We start from the raw sequence: 15,768 nt of genomic DNA, 5'->3' as shown, positions 1-15,768 counted from the left end.
TATTATTTAAGTCAGTTGGACAACTGATGAACGGAAAAAACGATTGAAAAAACTTTAAAAAAGTATTGACATTGAAAAATAACCGTTGTATAATAAATAAGCTGTCTCGTTAAAAAAGATAGCGCAGAACAATGATAATTAAATAGTGTAGAAAAGAATAAAACTATAAGCAAAGCAAAAAAGCTTAGCGGAAAGTCAGTGAAAAAACTGAGTAGCTAAGATCAAATAAGATATTATAATCGAGAGTTTGATCCTGGCTCAGGACGAACGCTGGCGGCGCGCCTAACACATGCAAGTCGAGCGATGAAGACATAACCGACGCCTTCGGGAAGAAGTTGAGTTGGATTAGCGGCGGACGGGTGAGTAACACGTGAGTAACCTGCCTTTGACACGGGGATAGCCACCGGAAACGGTGATTAATACCCGATGAAATCGTAGTGACACATGTCATAACGATCAAAGTGAATTAGCGGTCAAAGATGGACTCGCGTCTGATTAATTAGTTGGTGAGGTAACGGCTCACCAAGATAGCGATCAGTAGCCGGCCTGAGAGGGTGAACGGCCACATTGGAACTGAGAAACGGTCCAAACTCCTACGGGAGGCAGCAGTGGGGAATATTGCACAATGGGGGAAACCCTGATGCAGCGACGCCGCGTGAGCGAAGAAGGATTTCGATTCGTAAAGCTCTGTCCTATGGGAAGATAATGACGGTACCATAGGAGGAAGCCCCGGCTAACTACGTGCCAGCAGCCGCGGTAATACGTAGGGGGCGAGCGTTGTCCGGAATCACTGGGCGTAAAGGGTTCGCAGGCGGTTTAGAAAGTCAGATGTGAAAGGCGAGGGCTCAACCCTCGTAAGCATTTGAAACTTCTAAACTTGAGTAGTGAAGAGGTAAGTGGAATTCCTAGTGTAGCGGTGAAATGCGTAGATATTAGGAGGAATACCGGTGGCGAAGGCGACTTACTGGTCACAAACTGACGCTGAGGAACGAAAGCGTGGGTAGCAAACAGGATTAGATACCCTGGTAGTCCACGCCGTAAACGATGAGTGCTAGGTGTCGGAGGATTTCGGTGCCGCAGTTAACACAATAAGCACTCCGCCTGGGGAGTACGTGCGCAAGCATGAAACTCAAAGGAATTGACGGGGACCCGCACAAGCAGCGGAGCATGTGGTTTAATTCGAAGCAACGCGAAGAACCTTACCAGGGCTTGACATAATATTGACCCCTCTAGAGATAGAGGTTTCCCTTCGGGGACAGTATTACAGGTGGTGCATGGTTGTCGTCAGCTCGTGTCGTGAGATGTTGGGTTAAGTCCCGCAACGAGCGCAACCCTTACCTTTAGTTGCCAGCATGTAAAGATGGGAACTCTAAAGGGACTGCCGATGATAAATCGGAGGAAGGTGGGGATGACGTCAAATCATCATGCCCTTTATGTCCTGGGCTACACACGTGCTACAATGGTCGGAACAAAGAGCGGGCAAGCTAGTGATAGCAAGCGAATCTCAAAAAGCCGATCTCAGTTCGGATTGTTCTCTGCAACTCGAGAACATGAAGTCGGAGTTGCTAGTAATCGCAGATCAGAATGCTGCGGTGAATGCGTTCCCGGGTCTTGTACACACCGCCCGTCACACCATGGGAGTTGGCAATACCCGAAGTCGTCGAGCTAACCGCAAGGAAGCAGACGCCGAAGGTAGGGTTAATGACTGGGGTGAAGTCGTAACAAGGTAGCCGTATCGGAAGGTGCGGCTGGATCACCTCCTTTCTAAGGAAATAAATTCACAGACTGTAAAAGGAAAGTGGATTAAATAAAAAGTCTTATAGACTTTTCTACACTGTTTTAATTATATATATTATGGACCTGTAGCTCAGCTGGTTAGAGCGCACGCCTGATAAGCGTGAGGTCGGAGGTTCGAGTCCCCCCAGGTCCACCATGCTTTTTAAATAAAGCAATATGAACCATGAAAACTAAACAATCATATCAAGAAAGAAGAAGAGTCAAATTTAATACGAAGTAATAAAGAAGACACTTTTTCACTGGAAAACAAATAAAAGCAGTCAATAAGAATTGATTAGCAAAGGTCAAGTAAAAAAGAGCATTAGGTGAATGCCTAGGCACCAAGAGGCGAAGAAGGACGCGACAAGCTGCGAAAAGCTGTGGGTAGGAGCAAATATCCGCCAAACCACAGATATCCGAATGGGGCAACCCACCTCAAAAGAGGTATCTATAAGTGAATACATAGCTTATAGAGGCGAACCGGGTGAACTGAAACATCTAAGTAACCCGAGGAAAAGAAAGAAAACTCGATATCCAAAGTAGCGGCGAGCGAAATGGATAGAGCCCGACCGTGCATAAGACGAAAATAGTTAGCAGAAACTTCTGGGAAGGAGTACCAAAGAGAGTAACAGTCTCGTAAGCGAAAACGAAAATAGTTGGCACAAGAGAGTACCACCGGACACGTGAAACCTGGTGGGAAGACAGGGGGACCACCCCCTAAGGCTAAATACTACTTGGTGACCGATAGTGAACAAGTACCGTGAGGGAAAGGTGAAAAGAACCCCGAGAGGGGAGTGAAATAGAAACTGAAACCTAATGTTTACAAGCAGCGAAACTGGTTATAGACCAGGATCGTGTACTTTTTGTAGAACGGGCCAGCGAGTTATGGTAATAAGCAAGGTTAAGAAGTTAAGCTTCGGAGCCGTAGGGAAACCGAGTCTTAATAGGGCGAAAGTTTGTTGCCATAGACCCGAAACCGTGTGATCTATCCATGGGCAGAGTGAAGTCGGAGTAAAATCTGATGGAGGCTCGAACCGGGTAGCGTTTAAAAGCTATCGGATGACCTGTGGATAGGGGTGAAAAGCCAAACGAACACGGAGATAGCTGGTTCTCCTCGAAATAGCTTTAGGGCTAGCCTTTAGTGAACAATGATGAGGGGGTAGAGCACTGAATAGTTAAGGGGGCATTGAGCTTACCGAGACCTATCAAACTCCGAATACCAAATCAAGCACTAAGGAGTCAGACTATGTGGGATGAGCTTCATAGTCGAAAGGGAAACAGCCCAGACCACCAGCTAAGGTCCCAAAATAATAGTTAAGTGGGAAAGGATGTGGAATTACTCAGACAACCAGGATGTTGGCTTAGAAGCAGCCATACATTTAAAGAGTGCGTAATAGCTCACTGGTCAAGTGATTCTGCGCCGAAGATAACCGGGGCTAAACTATATACCGAAGCTGTGGACTATATGTAAATATAGTGGTAGAGGAGCAATGTCTAAGAGACGAAGCATAAGGCGTAAGCCGATGTGGATTTTAGAGAAGAGAGAATGCTGGCATGAGTAGCGAGAGGTGAGTGAGAATCTCACCCGTCGAAAACCCAAGGTTTCCTGAGCAAGGCTCGTCCACTCAGGGTAAGTCGGGACCTAAGGCGAGGCTGAAAAGCGTAGTCGATGGAAAACAGGTGGAAATTCCTGTACCGATATCAAGCGTTAAAAAGTAAGTGGGGACGCAGGAGGATAGCAGAAGCGCCCAGTTGGTGAGGCGTGCAAGCACAAAGGCTAAGAGTGAGGCAAATCCCGCTCTTGAGAAGGTTGAAGTGTGAAGCGGATCGAAAAACAAGTAGAGAAGGATGTAACTCCACACTGCCAAGAAAAGCCACTATCAAGTAAGATATCGCCCGTACCGTAAACCGACACAGGTAGGTGAGGAGAGAATCCTAAGACGAGCGGAAGAACCTTTGTTAAGGAACTCGGCAAAATGACCCCGTAAGTTAGCGAGAAGGGGAGCCCCTGAATAGGGGGCCGCAGTGAAAAGGCCCAAGCGACTGTTTACCAAAAACACAAGTTTCTGCAAAGTCGAAAGACGAAGTATAGGAGCTGACACCTGCCCGGTGCTGGAAGGTTAAGGGGAAGAGTTAGTCGAAAGGCGAAGCTTAGAACCGAAGCCCCAGTAAACGGCGGCCGTAACTATAACGGTCCTAAGGTAGCGAAATTCCTTGTCGGGTAAGTTCCGACCCGCACGAAAGGTGTAACGATTTGGGCACTGTCTCAACAAAGGATCCGGTGAAATTGTAGTAGCGGTAAAGATGCCGCTTACCCACGACAGGACGGAAAGACCCCGTGGAGCTTTACTGTAGGTTGACATTGGATTTTGAGTTTAAATGTACAGGATAGGTGGGAGACTAAGAAGCAAGTGCGCCAGCATTAGTGGAGTCGTCCTTTGGATACCACCCTTTTAAACTTAGGATTCTAACCTAACCCCTTGAATCAGGGGAAGGGACACTGTCAGTCGGGCAGTTTGACTGGGGCGGTCGCCTCCGAAAGAGTAACGGAGGCGTTCAAAGGTTCCCTCAGCACGGATGGAAATCGTGCGAAGAGTGCAAAGGCAAAAGGGAGCTTAACTGCGAGACCAACAAGTCGAGCAGATAGGAAACTAGGACTTAGTGATCCGGTGGTACCGAGTGGAAGGGCCATCGCTCAACGGATAAAAGCTACCCCGGGGATAACAGGCTTATCTCCCCCAAGAGTCCACATCGACGGGGAGGTTTGGCACCTCGATGTCGGCTCGTCTCATCCTGGGGCTGAAGTAGGTCCCAAGGGTTGGGCTGTTCGCCCATTAAAGAGGCACGCGAGCTGGGTTCAGAACGTCGTGAGACAGTTCGGTCCCTATCCGTCGTGGGCGTAGGAAATTTGAGAGGAGCTATCCTTAGTACGAGAGGACCGGGATGGACAAACCTCTGGTGCATCAGTTGTCTTGCCAAAGGCACAGCTGAGTAGCTAAGTTTGGACGGGATAAGAGCTGAAGGCATCTAAGCACGAAGCCCCCCTCAAGATGAGATTTCCCCATTAGATAAGACCCCTTGAAGAAAACGAGGTTGATAGGCTCAAGGTGTAAGAGTAGTAATACTTTAAGCTAATGAGTACTAATAGGTCGAAGACTTGATCAAAGAAGATATGATTGTTAGTTTATCCGGTATCAATAGTATGAAGGACACACCTGTACCCATACCGAACACAGAAGTTAAGCTTTAATACGCCGATGGTACTTGGCTGGAGACGGCCTGGGAGAGTAGGTTTTGCCGGATTTAGAAATAAATAATCTTAGGTAGCTCAAAGGTGGAGCAACCGGCTGTTAACCGGTAGGTTGTGGGTTCGAGTCCCACCCTGAGAGCCAGAAATGCCGGGGTGGCGGAACTGGCAGACGCACAGGACTTAAAATCCTGCGGTGGTAAAACACCGTACCGGTTCGATTCCGGTCCTCGGCACCAAAAAAAATGACGCGGGATGGAGCAGTCCGGTAGCTCGTCGGGCTCATAACCCGAAGGTCGTAGGTTCAAATCCTGCTCCCGCTACCATTACATAGAGGAATCAACTAAGGACTGTGTGGACTTTGTTTTAAATTTTAGAAAGTATTAAATTAATAAGGCCCTGTGGTCAAGCGGTTAAGACACCACCCTTTCACGGTGGTATCCCGGGTTCGATTCCCGGCAGGGTCACCAAAGATATGGGCGCATAGCTCAGTTGGGAGAGCATCTGCCTTACAAGCAGGGGGTCATAGGTTCGAGCCCTATTGTGCCCACCATATTAAAAAGGCTAAATAAATTGGCCTGGTAGTTCAGTTGGTTAGAATGCCAGCCTGTCACGCTGGAGGTCGTCGGTTCGAGCCCGATCCAGGTCGCCAAAATTGTGTTAAGCTGGTGTAGCTCAATTGGTAGAGCAACTGACTTGTAATCAGTAGGTTGGGGGTTCAAGTCCTCTCACCAGCTCCAATTTAATAAATATTAACTATGCGGATGTGGCTCAGTGGTAGAGCATCGCCTTGCCAAGGCGAGGGTCGCGAGTTCGAATCTCGTCATCCGCTCCATTTTTATATTGTGCGTCTTTAGCTCAGCTGGATAGAGCGTCTGGCTACGGACCAGAAGGTCAGGGGTTCGAATCCTCTAAGGCGCACCAACAAAAACCTTGTAAAATCAACGTTTACAAGGTTTTTTACTTTTTATTTTGTTTTTTATAAAGTCGCATAAAAATCACTAAAATTTAGTACGTAGATTACAAGTAGAATATTTATAGCATACAAATCTATAGTTTATTTACTGAATCTATAAGTTCTGTAATTTCATCATGAGTATACCATTTAGCTGTTATTGAATAATCTGTATGGCCCATAAGTCTACTTATTGTGTTTTTATTCTTTTCAGATTTATTTAGCAGCGATGCAAAAGTGTGTCTGCAAGAGTGTGGTGTAAGTTTTCTTATTCCTATTTTTTTAAGAAGAGGATAATATATATGTTTCCTGTAATAGTCAGTGGTTATACTTCTTCCTCTTTCATTAACGAATAAAAACTTAGAATCTGTTAGCATTCTTTTTTGAATCAAAGGGAGTAAATCTTTGTGTATTGGAGTTATTTTTTGTTTTCCTGTTTCTGTTTTATTCCCATGTTGAATATATCCATACTCTAAATTAACTTTATCTTTGGGAATGGATAACATCTCTCCAACTCTGTCGCCAGTGTAAATCATAAAAAGTATTGAATCTATCCATTCATTGTCTTTATATTTCCATAAAGTTTCTATTTCATCACTATTAAATATTTCTTTTTCTTTCTTATCTTTTTGAGCGGGCAATGTTACAAATTGTGTATAATCTTTTTCTGCTAAATCATTTTGCATTGCAAATTTAAATAACTGAGTTGATAAGCTTTTGATATCTTTTAGTGTGCTTCTAGACATAGTAGAGTAGTCGTTGATTACATCTTGTAAATGCTTAGTCTTAATATCTCTTATATGCATGTTTTTTAATACAGAAAGTTTTTTCCAAGCGCCTTTATACCCGGAGATTGTTTTTTCTCCTATAGTTAAAAAGTGTTGTTTAGACCATAGATCATATATGTTTTCTAAAGTTGCTTTATTTAATACAGCCGGGTTTTTATAGTATTCTAAAAGAAGCATTTCAGCATCTTTTTTAGTTTTTGAGTATCCAATATATTTTCTTATCTGCTTCCCATTTTCATCCCAGCCTGTAGTTACTAATGTAGCATAAGGTCTTCTTCTGTTTTTGCCTAAGTTTATAATACTTCCCATACCATTTGCTCGTTTCATTTTAACCTCCTAAATTATTGTTTTTGAAGTAATGGTTTAAGTTATATTCTTCAATGCCAGTTAAAAAAGATATCTGTTTTATACTTAATTCAGCAAATGAGGATATATCATATTTTTTTAATATCATTGAAGTGGCAAAGAAATTAGCTTCAGTTTCTTCTTTGATATTGTTGTGTAGAGTACAGGTTTGATTAAAAAGTATATTATCTTGATGCTTTAAAAATATATGGCCTAATTCATGTAAACAGGTAAACTCATTTTCAAACTCTGTATTTTTACTATTTAAAAATATGATTTTTGTTCTGTATTTAGTGGTGGTATATCCCTTTAAGGTAAATGGCATATCTATAAACTGTAATAGAATATCTTTTTCTTTACATATTTCAAATGGATTAGTCCCATATTTTTTATATATTGTTTTAATAATTCTATTTATTTTTATATTTTCCATAGTATTCTCTCTTATTAAGTATATTTATGAACTTACGTTCTTTAAAACCGTAAAAAATATATAGGAGAGTGTAATATCTCCTATATTAAACTTATTAAGCTACAAATAAATTTTTATATTGAACTCTTTTACTCCAAGGTATAGATTTTGCTCCATAATTATTTAAAGCATCTTCTATATCTGAATTTGTTTTTTTGATTTCATCATTATAAATAACGTATAACTTAGAATTATCATTTCTTTTATCTACTGTGTCAAGCCAACCAAATAAAAAGGATCTTGTTTGACCTAATTCTATACTATTGCAAGTTTGAATAAGTCTATCGGGAGCTTTTTTAGATTTAGGTATTATAAAATCATACTTTGTTCCTGAATTAGTTTTTCCCATAAGAACAACATCTTCCATATATCTAATATTATTCTTATCAAAAAAAGTTTTAACATCTTCATTAAAGATATTAATAATAGAAGGTTTATTTAAAACATATAAATCAGAAACTTTTTGCATAGCTTGAGCTAAAAAATATAATTTCAAAGGCAAATCTTTCTTTGATGACAATGTGTAAATAGAACGCATATCAGAAGATACACCATGGTCTAATAATATTTTATTTAGTTTTTCAGTGCGCTTAGAGCCCTTTTCAAACTTAACACCTTTCATAGCTAAATCAGCCAATGTAATTCCATCATCAGTAAGATAAAAGGAATCCGTATCTTTAAACTCAATATATATTTCAATTAAATCATTGCCAGAGTCTAAGAATGGGGTAGTTATACGAGTAACTTTTTCATTAATTTTAAGCTCGGATACAAAGCTACTCAAAAAATTCGAATATTCAGTTTTTAAAGATAGCTTTGTCATAAAATCACCTACATAATTTTTTGATATTGTGGAATCTTAATCTTATTATATGTGCAAAAGTTTTCAAAAATTTCACAAATATCATCTGTATTTTTGATTATTATATCATGAAAGTCATTTAGACTTATACCATATTCAAAAATTTTACCTTCATCAAATTTAATTATGTGCACATGGTTTCTGTCAGTGCACGTACCGTCATGGTTTACATGAGGTTTGCCATCAATTTCTAATCTAAAAATTGTTTCATCAGACCTTTTGAGTCTTAGATTAAAGACTATACGTCTACTATAAGCGCCTCCCTTATGTATATCTAAGATAAAAGAGCATTTATTATCAGTAGATTCTATAGCATGTTGACTTTTACTATCATGTAAAGAAATGTGGTTTTCTTGAAAGTATTTATTAAGCATGAGTATATAAGAAAACAATTCTTCATTTAACTTATTATATTCCATAAATTTCCTTTTCTATTCTCGTTTAAATCTCGTTTAATCTCGTTTAAGACGAGATAAGTTTACTTTTTGTTTTTGTTTGGATTGAATTTTTCTTTGGCTTTTATCTTGGCTAGGATTAGTGTATTTTCCATATTATCTAGGATAAATTGTTTGATTTCGTCATCAACTATTTCTCCGTCTAGGGATAGCCTTAGGGTTCCTTTGGTCATGTCTTTTTTCATTTCTTCTAGGTCTTTTTGTATGTCTATTTCATCTTTTCTGCTTAGTTGTTTGACGTTTGAATTTCCGAGCAGGTAATCTGTTGTGACGTTGAAGTATTTGGCTAGCTTTATTTTAATTTCATCACTAGGAACTCTAACACCACTTTCATATTGAGATAGAGTGGAATTGCTAATATTAAGATAATTAGCTAATTCTTTTTGAGATAATCCTTTTTCTTCTCTCAAATATTTAATTCTTTTAGATAGAATATTTAAATTATTTATATTTTGGTTTCCTAATAAGTAATCAGTAGAAACATTAAAAATTTTAGAAAATTCAACAAGTAATTCATTAGATGGTTCTCGTTGATTTAATTCATAAAAAGAGATAGCTTTAGGTGTAACTTGAACTCTATCCGCTAATTCTTTTTGTGTCATATTCAATTCTTCTCTTAATTTTTTTAAAAGTTTACCATCCATAAGAAACCTACTTTCTGTACTATAAGTACATTATATAAAAAATTTTAAAAAAAAGCTATTGACAATCTACAAAATGTACAGTACAATTTGTACATAAAGAGAAATGAGGTGATTTTGTGAACCGCGTTAAAGAATTAAGAGAAAAAAACAATATCTCTCAAAATAATTTAGCGATAAAGGTTGGAGTTACGCCAAAATATATAGGGTTTATAGAAAACAACGAAAGAAATCCATCCTTAAATGTAGCTAAAAAAATAGCAGAAGTATTTAATGAAAAGATAGATGATATTTTTTTACTCTAAAAATGTACATATTGTACATTTAGTTAAATCGAAGTAAGGAGGAGCTTAGTTTTAGTATAGCCTCTTTAAATATTGAAGAAAATAGGAACTGAATAAACAAATAGCTATTAAATATAGGGGGTGAGGGTGTGAAAAAGCAAGTAACGCTTCGATTGCCTAAAGACTTATACGAAGCGTTGAGTAAGGTTAGTGATGAATATGGAATAAATAATTCTAATTTTGTTGTTCTTTCGATTCTTGATTATCTTGATTTGATGCCAAGTATTCATCAACAGCTATCAGAATTAAACGAGACATAGGAATATAGCTGTTTTCTGAATATTCTTTTAATCTGTCGTATAGTTCTTGTGGCATTCTAACTGTAAATTTCTTAGTTTCATTCATTGTGATACCTCCTAAATATCATTTTACCACTAAAAAAGTGGCAAATAAATAAAAAAACTATTGCCATTCAAAAGGTGGCAGCATATAATTGAATAAAAGGAGGTGGCAATAAGGTGGCTGATAAAATTGTTAAGTTTACTTTAAGACTGCCAACGTGGATAGATGAAAAGATATCTGAAAAGGCGAATGAAGAAATGATAAGCAAGAATGCTTTAATTGTTAGGGCTTGCACTGAACAGTTAAAAAAATGGGAAGATGTACATTATGTTAAATCGAAGTAAGGAGGAGCTTGTATTTAGTATAGTCTCTTTAAATGTTGAAGAAAATAGGAACTGGATAAACAAATAGCTATTTAATGTAGGGGGTGAGGGTGTGAAAAAGAAAGAAAAAAGAAAAGTCTTTACCCTTAGATGTGATAAAGACTTTAAAGAAGATTTAAAAATCAAAGCAAAGAAAGAAAATAAGACAGTGAATCAATTTATAATTTCTGAATTGATTAAAGATTATTCTGAAATTTCTCCATTTTCTTTTTCATAAGTTTTAATGGCTTGAATAACTAGTTGCTCAATTTCTTTGTTAGCAGAACGCCCATTACTTTCTGCAATGTATTTGATTTTATTTATGACTTCTCTTGTTGTTCTAAAAGTGAATGTAATATTTTCGTCCATTTTATCAACTCCTTATGATGTCATTATACTATCAAAAATAATTCGGGAAATATATTGACTTCAAAATGAATTCGTGATATAACTTATTTGAGGTGAATTCAAAATGAAGTCAAAAGAAGTGGTGACTACAACTTTAAGACTGCCTAAATGGTTAGATGAAAAGTTAAAGGAAGAGAGTAAATATAAAGCTATTAGTAAAAATGCTTTAATTTTAGAAAAGTTGAGAGATAAGGTTAAATCAAAGTAAGGGGGCGATGGTATGACATTTCTTGAAGCATTTAGGTTAATGAATGCTGAACAGTTTGAAAGGTATGGTAGAGATTTCTTTAATGCTAGAGACAAGGAGAAAGCTTTAAGAGATTTACAGAGCGACTTTCCTAAAGATGCAGAAAAGCCACTCTTAAAAGTTCTAGGGCTTTACTCGACATCTAGTGCAGGTAAGCAATAGTGGCAACCATTAGGTTTACTAATTTCATATTTAAAAATTGCTTCTATCATACATTCTTCGTAGGTGTCAAAGAGTTCATAATTTTTAATTTCATTTATTTGACATTGGGGTGTCTGTTTTGAAAGGTTATGAATTTCACCTGTGTTTATGTTTAGTAGAAAATTTTTACTCATATAATCACCTCCTCTCGAGATGATTATATCAAATTGTGAAATTGTAGTAAGGGGGAGCTTATGGATAAAATAGAAATTCATTTAAATGTTAGTGAAAGTCAAAACAAACTTGATAAGCAAGAAACTATTAAAGAATGGATTGAGTTTTTTACTAATATTCAACAAGAGCACTCTTTGGGGAATGCTCTTATTGAACTAAATATTAATATTTAGTTTTTGAGAATTCTACGTGGTGTATGTCTTTACCCCATACACTTAATGAATTATCAACACCAATGAAGTTATAAAAATAATTTGCATAAAAAACAAATTCAGGAAAGCTATCTTCAAGTACTTTTCCATCTTTTTTATGAATTATTTTTTCTAAGTCATTGATGTAAACAGAGTTGTCATTTAGTAGTTTGATGTGTGCGTTCAATATAATCACCTCCTTTAGGTGATTATATCAAATTGTTAAATCTAAGTTAGGGGGCGATGGTATGACATTTCTTGAAGCATTTAGGTTAATGAATGCTGAACAGTTTGAAAGGTATGGTAGAGGATTTTTTAATAGTAGAAATGAGGAAAAGGCTTTAAAAGATTTAAACAGTCCTCTTCCTGATTGGCTAGAAGAGGCTGTTAAAAAAACCTTTAATCAACCTTTGTCTTCGGATGGTAAGCAATAATGACAACCGTTAGGTTTCAAATAAGATGTGTGAAATCCTAAAGTAACTAATGCTTCTGTATAAGTATCTGCCATTTTGAAATTTATGATTTCGTTTATTTGACATTGTGGCTTCTCGTTTAATAAATCATGTATTTCACCTGTGTTTAAGTTGGCAAGGTACCTTTTACCGTTGTATGGATAGTCATATCTAAGCATATAATCACCTCCTTTTGAGATGATTATATCTAAAGTATATAGGTTGTGGTAGTTAGAAAAAATAGGATTAAAGACTATAAAGATAGTTTTAATGTAGGGGGTGAGGGTTTGAAAGGTAGAAAAATTGATGGAGAAATGTTGCAAGAGTTTATAAATAACCACTTCAAAAGTAATTTAGATTTTTCTGAGAGTGTAGGGATATCGTACTCACATTTATACTATATTCTCAAAGAATGGGTTGAAATTAGTTATAAAACTATGGAAAAGTTCGAAAAGATTTTTAGTGAGTGTGGGGAGAATATAAATTCATTTATGTATCCTGAACCTTTGATAATGAATGGATTGGAAATAAAGCAGATTGATGTTTTTAAGGAAGATAATTTACTTTGTTCTATAACATCAAAGGACATCATCCTTAGAGATGATATAAAAGTAGAGTGTAGACCTTACTAAGATTAACCTAAATTGTTATTTGGACTGTTATTTAGAAGGTCTACACTAATACAATTAGTATCATTATTCTAAATACAAAACAATATATAGTATACAGAATCGATTAAAAATAAAAAAGCATACAATATATAGTAGAAATAAGGGGTAAATGAATGGGAAGAGACGCAAGGTCTGCAAAGAATAATATTTACTACAAGGCTCGTATTGAGGCTAGTGGATATAATGAAAAGCTCAAGAGTAGAGAGAGTGCTGCTGAAATGTTAGGTGTTCATGCTTCGACTTTGGCTGATTATGAGCTTGGGATTGTGAAGTGTCCTCAGCCGGACAAGGTAGTTTTAATGGCGGACCTTTACAATGCTCCGGAGCTGCTTAATAGGTATTGCACTGATGAGTGTCCTATTGGATGTAGTTGTGTGGCGCCTATGAAAGTGGAAACTCTTGATAGGGTTACTATAAAGACTTTATCAGCAATTAAGAGTTTAGATGAAGTGAAAAACGAGCTTTTAGATATTACATCTGATGGTGATGTTGATGATTCGGAGCATGAAAGATTTATTGATGTGATGGATACTTTGGAGCAGATAGTTGTTGCTGCTGGGGAATTGAGATTATGGTTTAAAAAGAATAGAGGTAGGAGGTAGAAGATGACTGTAACAGATGTAGCAAGAATGTTAAATAAAACTCCACAGACTATTAGAGTGGGGTTACAGAGAGGGATATTACCTTTTGGTAGTGCATTTAAAACAAATGAAGCTAATAAGAAGTACAGCTATATTATTTATCCGGAGAAGGTAAAGGAGTATTTGGGGGAGATAGAAAATGCAATTAGTTGATAGAAATGGCAGAAACATTATAAATTTTAGGGCGCCGTTTTGGCAAAATCTAAAAGTGATAGTTGGATTTTTAATGTTTATCTATCTGTGCGGAGTAATGGAGAGTTTATAAATGGAAGTTATAACTAAAAAAAGTCCTAATAAAGCCGGCAAGCATTTAAAGGACTTAGTAAATATATCTATGCTAATTATAGCATAGTAAGGAGAAAAAATGAACGAAGAAATATTTGAAAGATTAGGAATATTGTTAAAAAACATTCAAGAAATAGAAAGGCTTCTATACAGCAGAGAAGAACTTGAAGCGAAATTGAAAGAATATAAGAGAGAGTACGCAGAGCTTAGTAAGGAATTGATTGAGAGGGAAATATAAATGAAGTTATATGAATTAACGCAAATTTACAACAATCTAATGGATTTAGATTTATCTGAAGATGAATTAAAAGTACATCTTACAAACATTGAAGATGAAATTGAAGAGAAGGCAGACAACATAGCAAAAGTATTAAAGAGTATGGATGCTGAAGCGGTGGCTTTAAAGGATGAAGAAACAAGGCTTGCTGAGAAAAGAAAAGCGATTGAGAACAGAAGTAAAGGTTTAAAAATGTATTTACAAGACCAAATGATTTTAGTAGATAAAAAGAAATTCAAAACTACTTTATTTAGTTTTAATATTCAAAAAAATGCACCGTCATTAAAGATTATTGATGAAAGTAAAGTCCCTGAAGAATTTTTTGTAATCGAAAGGAAATTAAATAAAACAGATTTTAAAAATGCGGTTAAGGATGGTCTTTATGCTGATGCTGCTACTTTAGAGAGTAGCGAAAGTTTAAGGATTAGATGAGGGATGTGAATTATGAGCAATATGGTTTTAATCATTGGAGAAAGTGGAACAGGTAAAAGTACAGCTATAGAGAGTTTAGATCCTAACGAGACTTTTATTATCCAAGTGGTTAATAAACCTCTTCCATTTAAGGGATTTAAAGCTAAGTATCCATTAAAAACTAAAGAGAAAAACGGAAATAGAGTTGTTTCAGGTAAATGGAATCAAATAATAAGTGTTTTAGAGTATTTAAATAATAATCCAGGAATAAAAGTTGTAGTCATTGATGATTCACAGTATCTAATGAGTGATGAATATATGACAAGAGCCACAGAAAGAGGATTTGATAAGTTTACAGAGATAGGGCAGCACTACTATGACGTTATTAAATTTGCTGCAGGGTTAAGAGAAGATTTAACGATTGTCTTTCTTAGCCATTCAGAAGTCAAAGATGATGGAAGAATAAAAGTTAAGACAATTGGAAAATTACTTGATGAAAAAATAACTATTGAAGGTTTATTTACTGTAGTTTTAAATACAAAAATCGAAGATGGTAATTACTACTTTGAAACTCAAAACAATGGATTTAATACTACTAAAAGCCCAAAAGGAATGTTTGAAAGTGTAAAGATACCTAATGATTTAGGTTATGTTGTTGAAAAGATAAATGAATATTACGGAGGTTAATTATGTTTCAAATGAATAAAGATTATATTCGCGAAGATGTTGAAAGTATCGAATATATAAAAAAGAGTGGATGTTATGAAGTTGTAATTGAAAAAGCTGAGCAACTAAATGGATATAATTCAAAATCAGAAGGAATAGCTCTTAATTTTTCTGACTCAGAAAGCAGACGAGGAAATTTAAGAATGTACTACACAAATAGAGATGGACTACCGGTTGAATTTAACCAAAGGCATTTATCGCATTTATGCTATTTACTAAATCAAAATGCACTACTACCAGGACAAGATAAACAAATAGCTTCTCTTATAGGCAAAATAATAGGAGTGGTTATAGAAGTTGATGTTAGAGATTACCAAGTGGATAATAACGGAACTAAAGAGAGAAGATATGCTTACGATTATATATTAAAAAGTTTCTATGACCCACAAACAAAACAAACATCTAAGGAAAAACTAGAAAATAGACCGGCAGAAATTTATAACTCTTGTGTACAGAGATATGAAAATGTAGTTGAAATTGAACTACCTAAAAGTGAAAAATTAGAAGATGCAGAAGGATTTTATCAAATAAATAACGCAGATATTCCATTTTAAT

25 protein-coding genes, 10 tRNA genes and 3 rRNA genes are annotated in these 15,768 nt (G+C 36.5%); 28 read left to right on the top strand and 10 right to left on the bottom strand.

Features of this window, described 5'->3' with window-relative positions; all coding sequences use genetic code 11:
• Nucleotides 1-235 precede the first annotated feature (235 nt).
• From DYE58_RS00870 to DYE58_RS00810, 13 genes are all read left to right on the top strand, one after another.
• Nucleotides 236-1,764, top strand: a 16S ribosomal RNA gene (locus tag DYE58_RS00870).
• Between the two features lie 92 nt (nt 1,765-1,856).
• Nucleotides 1,857-1,933: transfer RNA gene (locus tag DYE58_RS00865), tRNA-Ile, on the top strand.
• A 146-nt stretch (nt 1,934-2,079) separates the two neighbouring features.
• Nucleotides 2,080-4,941: ribosomal RNA gene (locus tag DYE58_RS00860) — 23S ribosomal RNA — on the top strand.
• 22 nt (nt 4,942-4,963) lie between these two features.
• Nucleotides 4,964-5,079: ribosomal RNA gene (gene rrf / locus DYE58_RS00855) — 5S ribosomal RNA — on the top strand.
• The 16S, 23S and 5S rRNA genes sit together here with 10 tRNA genes alongside, the layout of an rRNA operon.
• Before the next feature lie 14 nt (nt 5,080-5,093).
• Nucleotides 5,094-5,168 (top strand) — tRNA-Asn (locus DYE58_RS00850).
• A gap of 5 nt (nt 5,169-5,173) precedes the next feature.
• Nucleotides 5,174-5,262 (top strand) — tRNA-Leu (locus DYE58_RS00845).
• 10 nt (nt 5,263-5,272) lie between these two features.
• A tRNA-Met gene (locus DYE58_RS00840) sits at nt 5,273-5,349 on the top strand.
• 69 nt (nt 5,350-5,418) lie between these two features.
• Nucleotides 5,419-5,493, top strand: a tRNA-Glu gene (locus DYE58_RS00835).
• Between the two features lie 7 nt (nt 5,494-5,500).
• A tRNA-Val gene (locus DYE58_RS00830) sits at nt 5,501-5,576 on the top strand.
• A 22-nt stretch (nt 5,577-5,598) separates the two neighbouring features.
• A tRNA-Asp gene (locus tag DYE58_RS00825) sits at nt 5,599-5,675 on the top strand.
• A 12-nt stretch (nt 5,676-5,687) separates the two neighbouring features.
• Nucleotides 5,688-5,763: transfer RNA gene (locus DYE58_RS00820), tRNA-Thr, on the top strand.
• Between the two features lie 20 nt (nt 5,764-5,783).
• Nucleotides 5,784-5,858, top strand: a tRNA-Gly gene (locus DYE58_RS00815).
• Nucleotides 5,859-5,870: 12 nt separating this feature from the next.
• Nucleotides 5,871-5,947: transfer RNA gene (locus tag DYE58_RS00810), tRNA-Arg, on the top strand.
• A 126-nt stretch (nt 5,948-6,073) separates the two neighbouring features.
• On the opposite strand, the gene DYE58_RS00805 is transcribed toward DYE58_RS00810, so the two are convergent.
• The 5 genes from DYE58_RS00805 to DYE58_RS11005 form a co-directional block, all read right to left on the bottom strand.
• The gene (locus DYE58_RS00805; protein ID WP_004823153.1) at nt 6,074-7,093 is read right to left on the bottom strand and encodes a tyrosine-type recombinase/integrase; all 1,020 of its coding nucleotides are present in this window, start codon (nt 7,091-7,093) and stop codon (nt 6,074-6,076) included.
• Nucleotide 7,094: 1 nt separating this feature from the next.
• On the bottom strand, nt 7,095-7,544 hold the full coding sequence (locus DYE58_RS00800; protein ID WP_115311919.1) for an ImmA/IrrE family metallo-endopeptidase: 450 nt from the start codon (nt 7,542-7,544) through the stop codon (nt 7,095-7,097).
• Between the two features lie 94 nt (nt 7,545-7,638).
• Nucleotides 7,639-8,406: a DUF1829 domain-containing protein gene (locus DYE58_RS00795; protein WP_115311918.1), complete on the bottom strand. Its 768-nt coding sequence runs from the start codon at nt 8,404-8,406 to the stop codon at nt 7,639-7,641.
• A gap of 8 nt (nt 8,407-8,414) precedes the next feature.
• The gene (locus tag DYE58_RS00790; RefSeq protein WP_004822571.1) at nt 8,415-8,864 is read right to left on the bottom strand and encodes a DUF6978 family protein; all 450 of its coding nucleotides are present in this window, start codon (nt 8,862-8,864) and stop codon (nt 8,415-8,417) included.
• 59 nt (nt 8,865-8,923) lie between these two features.
• Complete coding sequence (locus DYE58_RS11005) at nt 8,924-9,544, bottom strand: helix-turn-helix domain-containing protein (RefSeq protein ID WP_004822569.1); 621 nt, start codon at nt 9,542-9,544, stop codon at nt 8,924-8,926.
• 116 nt (nt 9,545-9,660) lie between these two features.
• On the opposite strand from DYE58_RS11005, the gene DYE58_RS00780 reads away from it, so the two are divergent.
• Nucleotides 9,661-9,846 carry a helix-turn-helix transcriptional regulator gene (locus DYE58_RS00780; protein WP_004822567.1) on the top strand — a complete coding sequence of 62 codons (186 nt, stop codon included), beginning with the start codon at nt 9,661-9,663 and terminating at the stop codon, nt 9,844-9,846.
• A gap of 213 nt (nt 9,847-10,059) precedes the next feature.
• On the opposite strand, the gene DYE58_RS00775 is transcribed toward DYE58_RS00780, so the two are convergent.
• Nucleotides 10,060-10,230 (bottom strand): ribbon-helix-helix domain-containing protein, encoded by a 171-nt coding sequence (locus DYE58_RS00775; protein WP_004822566.1) that lies wholly within the window; start codon nt 10,228-10,230, stop codon nt 10,060-10,062.
• A 113-nt stretch (nt 10,231-10,343) separates the two neighbouring features.
• Here DYE58_RS00775 and DYE58_RS00770 point away from each other — a divergent pair, with 113 nt between their 5' ends.
• Both DYE58_RS00770 and DYE58_RS00765 read left to right on the top strand, forming a co-directional pair.
• Nucleotides 10,344-10,511, top strand: coding sequence for a toxin-antitoxin system HicB family antitoxin (locus DYE58_RS00770; RefSeq protein WP_004822564.1), 168 nt, complete (start codon nt 10,344-10,346; stop codon nt 10,509-10,511).
• A 91-nt stretch (nt 10,512-10,602) separates the two neighbouring features.
• Nucleotides 10,603-10,767, top strand: coding sequence for a toxin-antitoxin system HicB family antitoxin (locus DYE58_RS00765; protein ID WP_004822557.1), 165 nt, complete (start codon nt 10,603-10,605; stop codon nt 10,765-10,767).
• On the opposite strand, the gene DYE58_RS00760 is transcribed toward DYE58_RS00765, so the two are convergent.
• Entirely contained in the window at nt 10,734-10,898 is a 165-nt protein-coding gene (locus tag DYE58_RS00760; protein WP_004822555.1) for an Arc family DNA-binding protein, read from the bottom strand. The genes DYE58_RS00765 and DYE58_RS00760 overlap by 34 nt on opposite strands.
• A gap of 103 nt (nt 10,899-11,001) precedes the next feature.
• Here DYE58_RS00760 and DYE58_RS00755 point away from each other — a divergent pair, with 103 nt between their 5' ends.
• On the top strand, nt 11,002-11,145 hold the full coding sequence (locus DYE58_RS00755; RefSeq protein WP_004822553.1) for a toxin-antitoxin system HicB family antitoxin: 144 nt from the start codon (nt 11,002-11,004) through the stop codon (nt 11,143-11,145).
• 12 nt (nt 11,146-11,157) lie between these two features.
• The gene (locus DYE58_RS00750; RefSeq protein WP_004822552.1) at nt 11,158-11,346 is read left to right on the top strand and encodes a hypothetical protein; all 189 of its coding nucleotides are present in this window, start codon (nt 11,158-11,160) and stop codon (nt 11,344-11,346) included.
• On the opposite strand, the gene DYE58_RS00745 is transcribed toward DYE58_RS00750, so the two are convergent.
• On the bottom strand, nt 11,316-11,519 hold the full coding sequence (locus DYE58_RS00745) for a hypothetical protein (RefSeq protein ID WP_040552902.1): 204 nt from the start codon (nt 11,517-11,519) through the stop codon (nt 11,316-11,318). The genes DYE58_RS00750 and DYE58_RS00745 overlap by 31 nt on opposite strands.
• Before the next feature lie 60 nt (nt 11,520-11,579).
• On the opposite strand from DYE58_RS00745, the gene DYE58_RS11000 reads away from it, so the two are divergent.
• Complete coding sequence (locus tag DYE58_RS11000) at nt 11,580-11,732, top strand: hypothetical protein (RefSeq protein ID WP_004822549.1); 153 nt, start codon at nt 11,580-11,582, stop codon at nt 11,730-11,732.
• Here the strand turns inward: DYE58_RS11000 and DYE58_RS00740 are convergent.
• Nucleotides 11,722-11,937, bottom strand: a complete 216-nt coding sequence (locus DYE58_RS00740) for a hypothetical protein (RefSeq protein ID WP_040552900.1) — start codon at nt 11,935-11,937, stop codon at nt 11,722-11,724. The genes DYE58_RS11000 and DYE58_RS00740 overlap by 11 nt on opposite strands.
• A 61-nt stretch (nt 11,938-11,998) precedes the next feature.
• Here DYE58_RS00740 and DYE58_RS00735 point away from each other — a divergent pair, with 61 nt between their 5' ends.
• Nucleotides 11,999-12,184 (top strand): hypothetical protein, encoded by a 186-nt coding sequence (locus DYE58_RS00735; protein WP_004822545.1) that lies wholly within the window; start codon nt 11,999-12,001, stop codon nt 12,182-12,184.
• On the opposite strand, the gene DYE58_RS00730 is transcribed toward DYE58_RS00735, so the two are convergent.
• The gene (locus DYE58_RS00730; protein WP_004822543.1) at nt 12,154-12,381 is read right to left on the bottom strand and encodes a hypothetical protein; all 228 of its coding nucleotides are present in this window, start codon (nt 12,379-12,381) and stop codon (nt 12,154-12,156) included. The genes DYE58_RS00735 and DYE58_RS00730 overlap by 31 nt on opposite strands.
• 45 nt (nt 12,382-12,426) lie before the next feature.
• On the opposite strand from DYE58_RS00730, the gene DYE58_RS00725 reads away from it, so the two are divergent.
• From DYE58_RS00725 to DYE58_RS00700, 8 genes are all read left to right on the top strand, one after another.
• Complete coding sequence (locus tag DYE58_RS00725; protein WP_004822540.1) at nt 12,427-12,834, top strand: hypothetical protein; 408 nt, start codon at nt 12,427-12,429, stop codon at nt 12,832-12,834.
• 152 nt (nt 12,835-12,986) lie between these two features.
• Nucleotides 12,987-13,475: a helix-turn-helix domain-containing protein gene (locus DYE58_RS00720; RefSeq protein ID WP_004822539.1), complete on the top strand. Its 489-nt coding sequence runs from the start codon at nt 12,987-12,989 to the stop codon at nt 13,473-13,475.
• 3 nt (nt 13,476-13,478) lie between these two features.
• Nucleotides 13,479-13,667 (top strand): hypothetical protein, encoded by a 189-nt coding sequence (locus DYE58_RS00715; protein ID WP_004822537.1) that lies wholly within the window; start codon nt 13,479-13,481, stop codon nt 13,665-13,667.
• Nucleotides 13,654-13,779: a hypothetical protein gene (locus DYE58_RS11490; RefSeq protein ID WP_004822535.1), complete on the top strand. Its 126-nt coding sequence runs from the start codon at nt 13,654-13,656 to the stop codon at nt 13,777-13,779. The genes DYE58_RS00715 and DYE58_RS11490 overlap by 14 nt, the downstream gene beginning before the upstream one ends.
• Before the next feature lie 99 nt (nt 13,780-13,878).
• A complete protein-coding gene (locus DYE58_RS10995) occupies nt 13,879-14,037 on the top strand; it encodes a hypothetical protein (protein WP_004822534.1) in 159 nt (52 codons plus the stop codon).
• Nucleotides 14,038-14,508 (top strand): siphovirus Gp157 family protein, encoded by a 471-nt coding sequence (locus DYE58_RS00710; protein ID WP_004822531.1) that lies wholly within the window; start codon nt 14,038-14,040, stop codon nt 14,506-14,508.
• A 12-nt stretch (nt 14,509-14,520) separates the two neighbouring features.
• Nucleotides 14,521-15,174, top strand: coding sequence for an AAA family ATPase (locus DYE58_RS00705; RefSeq protein ID WP_004822530.1), 654 nt, complete (start codon nt 14,521-14,523; stop codon nt 15,172-15,174).
• Nucleotides 15,175-15,176: 2 nt separating this feature from the next.
• Complete coding sequence (locus DYE58_RS00700) at nt 15,177-15,767, top strand: hypothetical protein (protein ID WP_004822527.1); 591 nt, start codon at nt 15,177-15,179, stop codon at nt 15,765-15,767.
• Nucleotide 15,768: the final 1 nt, after the last annotated feature.

It is taken from the genome of Peptoniphilus indolicus (genome assembly GCF_900454665.1).
GTDB classification, from domain to species: domain Bacteria; phylum Bacillota; class Clostridia; order Tissierellales; family Peptoniphilaceae; genus Peptoniphilus; species Peptoniphilus indolicus.
This window is presented reverse-complemented; position numbering and strand designations above follow the sequence as displayed.

Excerpts from the sequence above, each read along its gene's own strand:
- DYE58_RS00805 (WP_004823153.1), bottom strand. The coding sequence starts at position 7,093 with ATGAAACGAGCAAATGGTATGGGAAGTATTATAAACTTAGGCAAAAAC.
- DYE58_RS00800 (WP_115311919.1), bottom strand. The coding sequence starts at position 7,544 with ATGGAAAATATAAAAATAAATAGAATTATTAAAACAATATATAAAAAA.
- DYE58_RS00795 (WP_115311918.1), bottom strand. The coding sequence starts at position 8,406 with ATGACAAAGCTATCTTTAAAAACTGAATATTCGAATTTTTTGAGTAGC.
- DYE58_RS00790 (WP_004822571.1), bottom strand. The coding sequence starts at position 8,864 with ATGGAATATAATAAGTTAAATGAAGAATTGTTTTCTTATATACTCATG.
- DYE58_RS11005 (WP_004822569.1), bottom strand. The coding sequence starts at position 9,544 with ATGGATGGTAAACTTTTAAAAAAATTAAGAGAAGAATTGAATATGACA.
- DYE58_RS00775 (WP_004822566.1), bottom strand. The coding sequence starts at position 10,230 with ATGAATGAAACTAAGAAATTTACAGTTAGAATGCCACAAGAACTATAC.
- DYE58_RS00760 (WP_004822555.1), bottom strand. The coding sequence starts at position 10,898 with ATGGACGAAAATATTACATTCACTTTTAGAACAACAAGAGAAGTCATA.
- DYE58_RS00755 (WP_004822553.1), top strand. The coding sequence starts at position 11,002 with ATGAAGTCAAAAGAAGTGGTGACTACAACTTTAAGACTGCCTAAATGG.
- DYE58_RS00750 (WP_004822552.1), top strand. The coding sequence starts at position 11,158 with ATGACATTTCTTGAAGCATTTAGGTTAATGAATGCTGAACAGTTTGAA.
- DYE58_RS00745 (WP_040552902.1), bottom strand. The coding sequence starts at position 11,519 with ATGAGTAAAAATTTTCTACTAAACATAAACACAGGTGAAATTCATAAC.
- DYE58_RS11000 (WP_004822549.1), top strand. The coding sequence starts at position 11,580 with ATGGATAAAATAGAAATTCATTTAAATGTTAGTGAAAGTCAAAACAAA.
- DYE58_RS00735 (WP_004822545.1), top strand. The coding sequence starts at position 11,999 with ATGACATTTCTTGAAGCATTTAGGTTAATGAATGCTGAACAGTTTGAA.
- DYE58_RS00730 (WP_004822543.1), bottom strand. The coding sequence starts at position 12,381 with ATGCTTAGATATGACTATCCATACAACGGTAAAAGGTACCTTGCCAAC.
- DYE58_RS00720 (WP_004822539.1), top strand. The coding sequence starts at position 12,987 with ATGGGAAGAGACGCAAGGTCTGCAAAGAATAATATTTACTACAAGGCT.
- DYE58_RS00715 (WP_004822537.1), top strand. The coding sequence starts at position 13,479 with ATGACTGTAACAGATGTAGCAAGAATGTTAAATAAAACTCCACAGACT.
- DYE58_RS11490 (WP_004822535.1), top strand. The coding sequence starts at position 13,654 with ATGCAATTAGTTGATAGAAATGGCAGAAACATTATAAATTTTAGGGCG.
- DYE58_RS10995 (WP_004822534.1), top strand. The coding sequence starts at position 13,879 with ATGAACGAAGAAATATTTGAAAGATTAGGAATATTGTTAAAAAACATT.
- DYE58_RS00710 (WP_004822531.1), top strand. The coding sequence starts at position 14,038 with ATGAAGTTATATGAATTAACGCAAATTTACAACAATCTAATGGATTTA.
- DYE58_RS00705 (WP_004822530.1), top strand. The coding sequence starts at position 14,521 with ATGAGCAATATGGTTTTAATCATTGGAGAAAGTGGAACAGGTAAAAGT.
- DYE58_RS00700 (WP_004822527.1), top strand. The coding sequence starts at position 15,177 with ATGTTTCAAATGAATAAAGATTATATTCGCGAAGATGTTGAAAGTATC.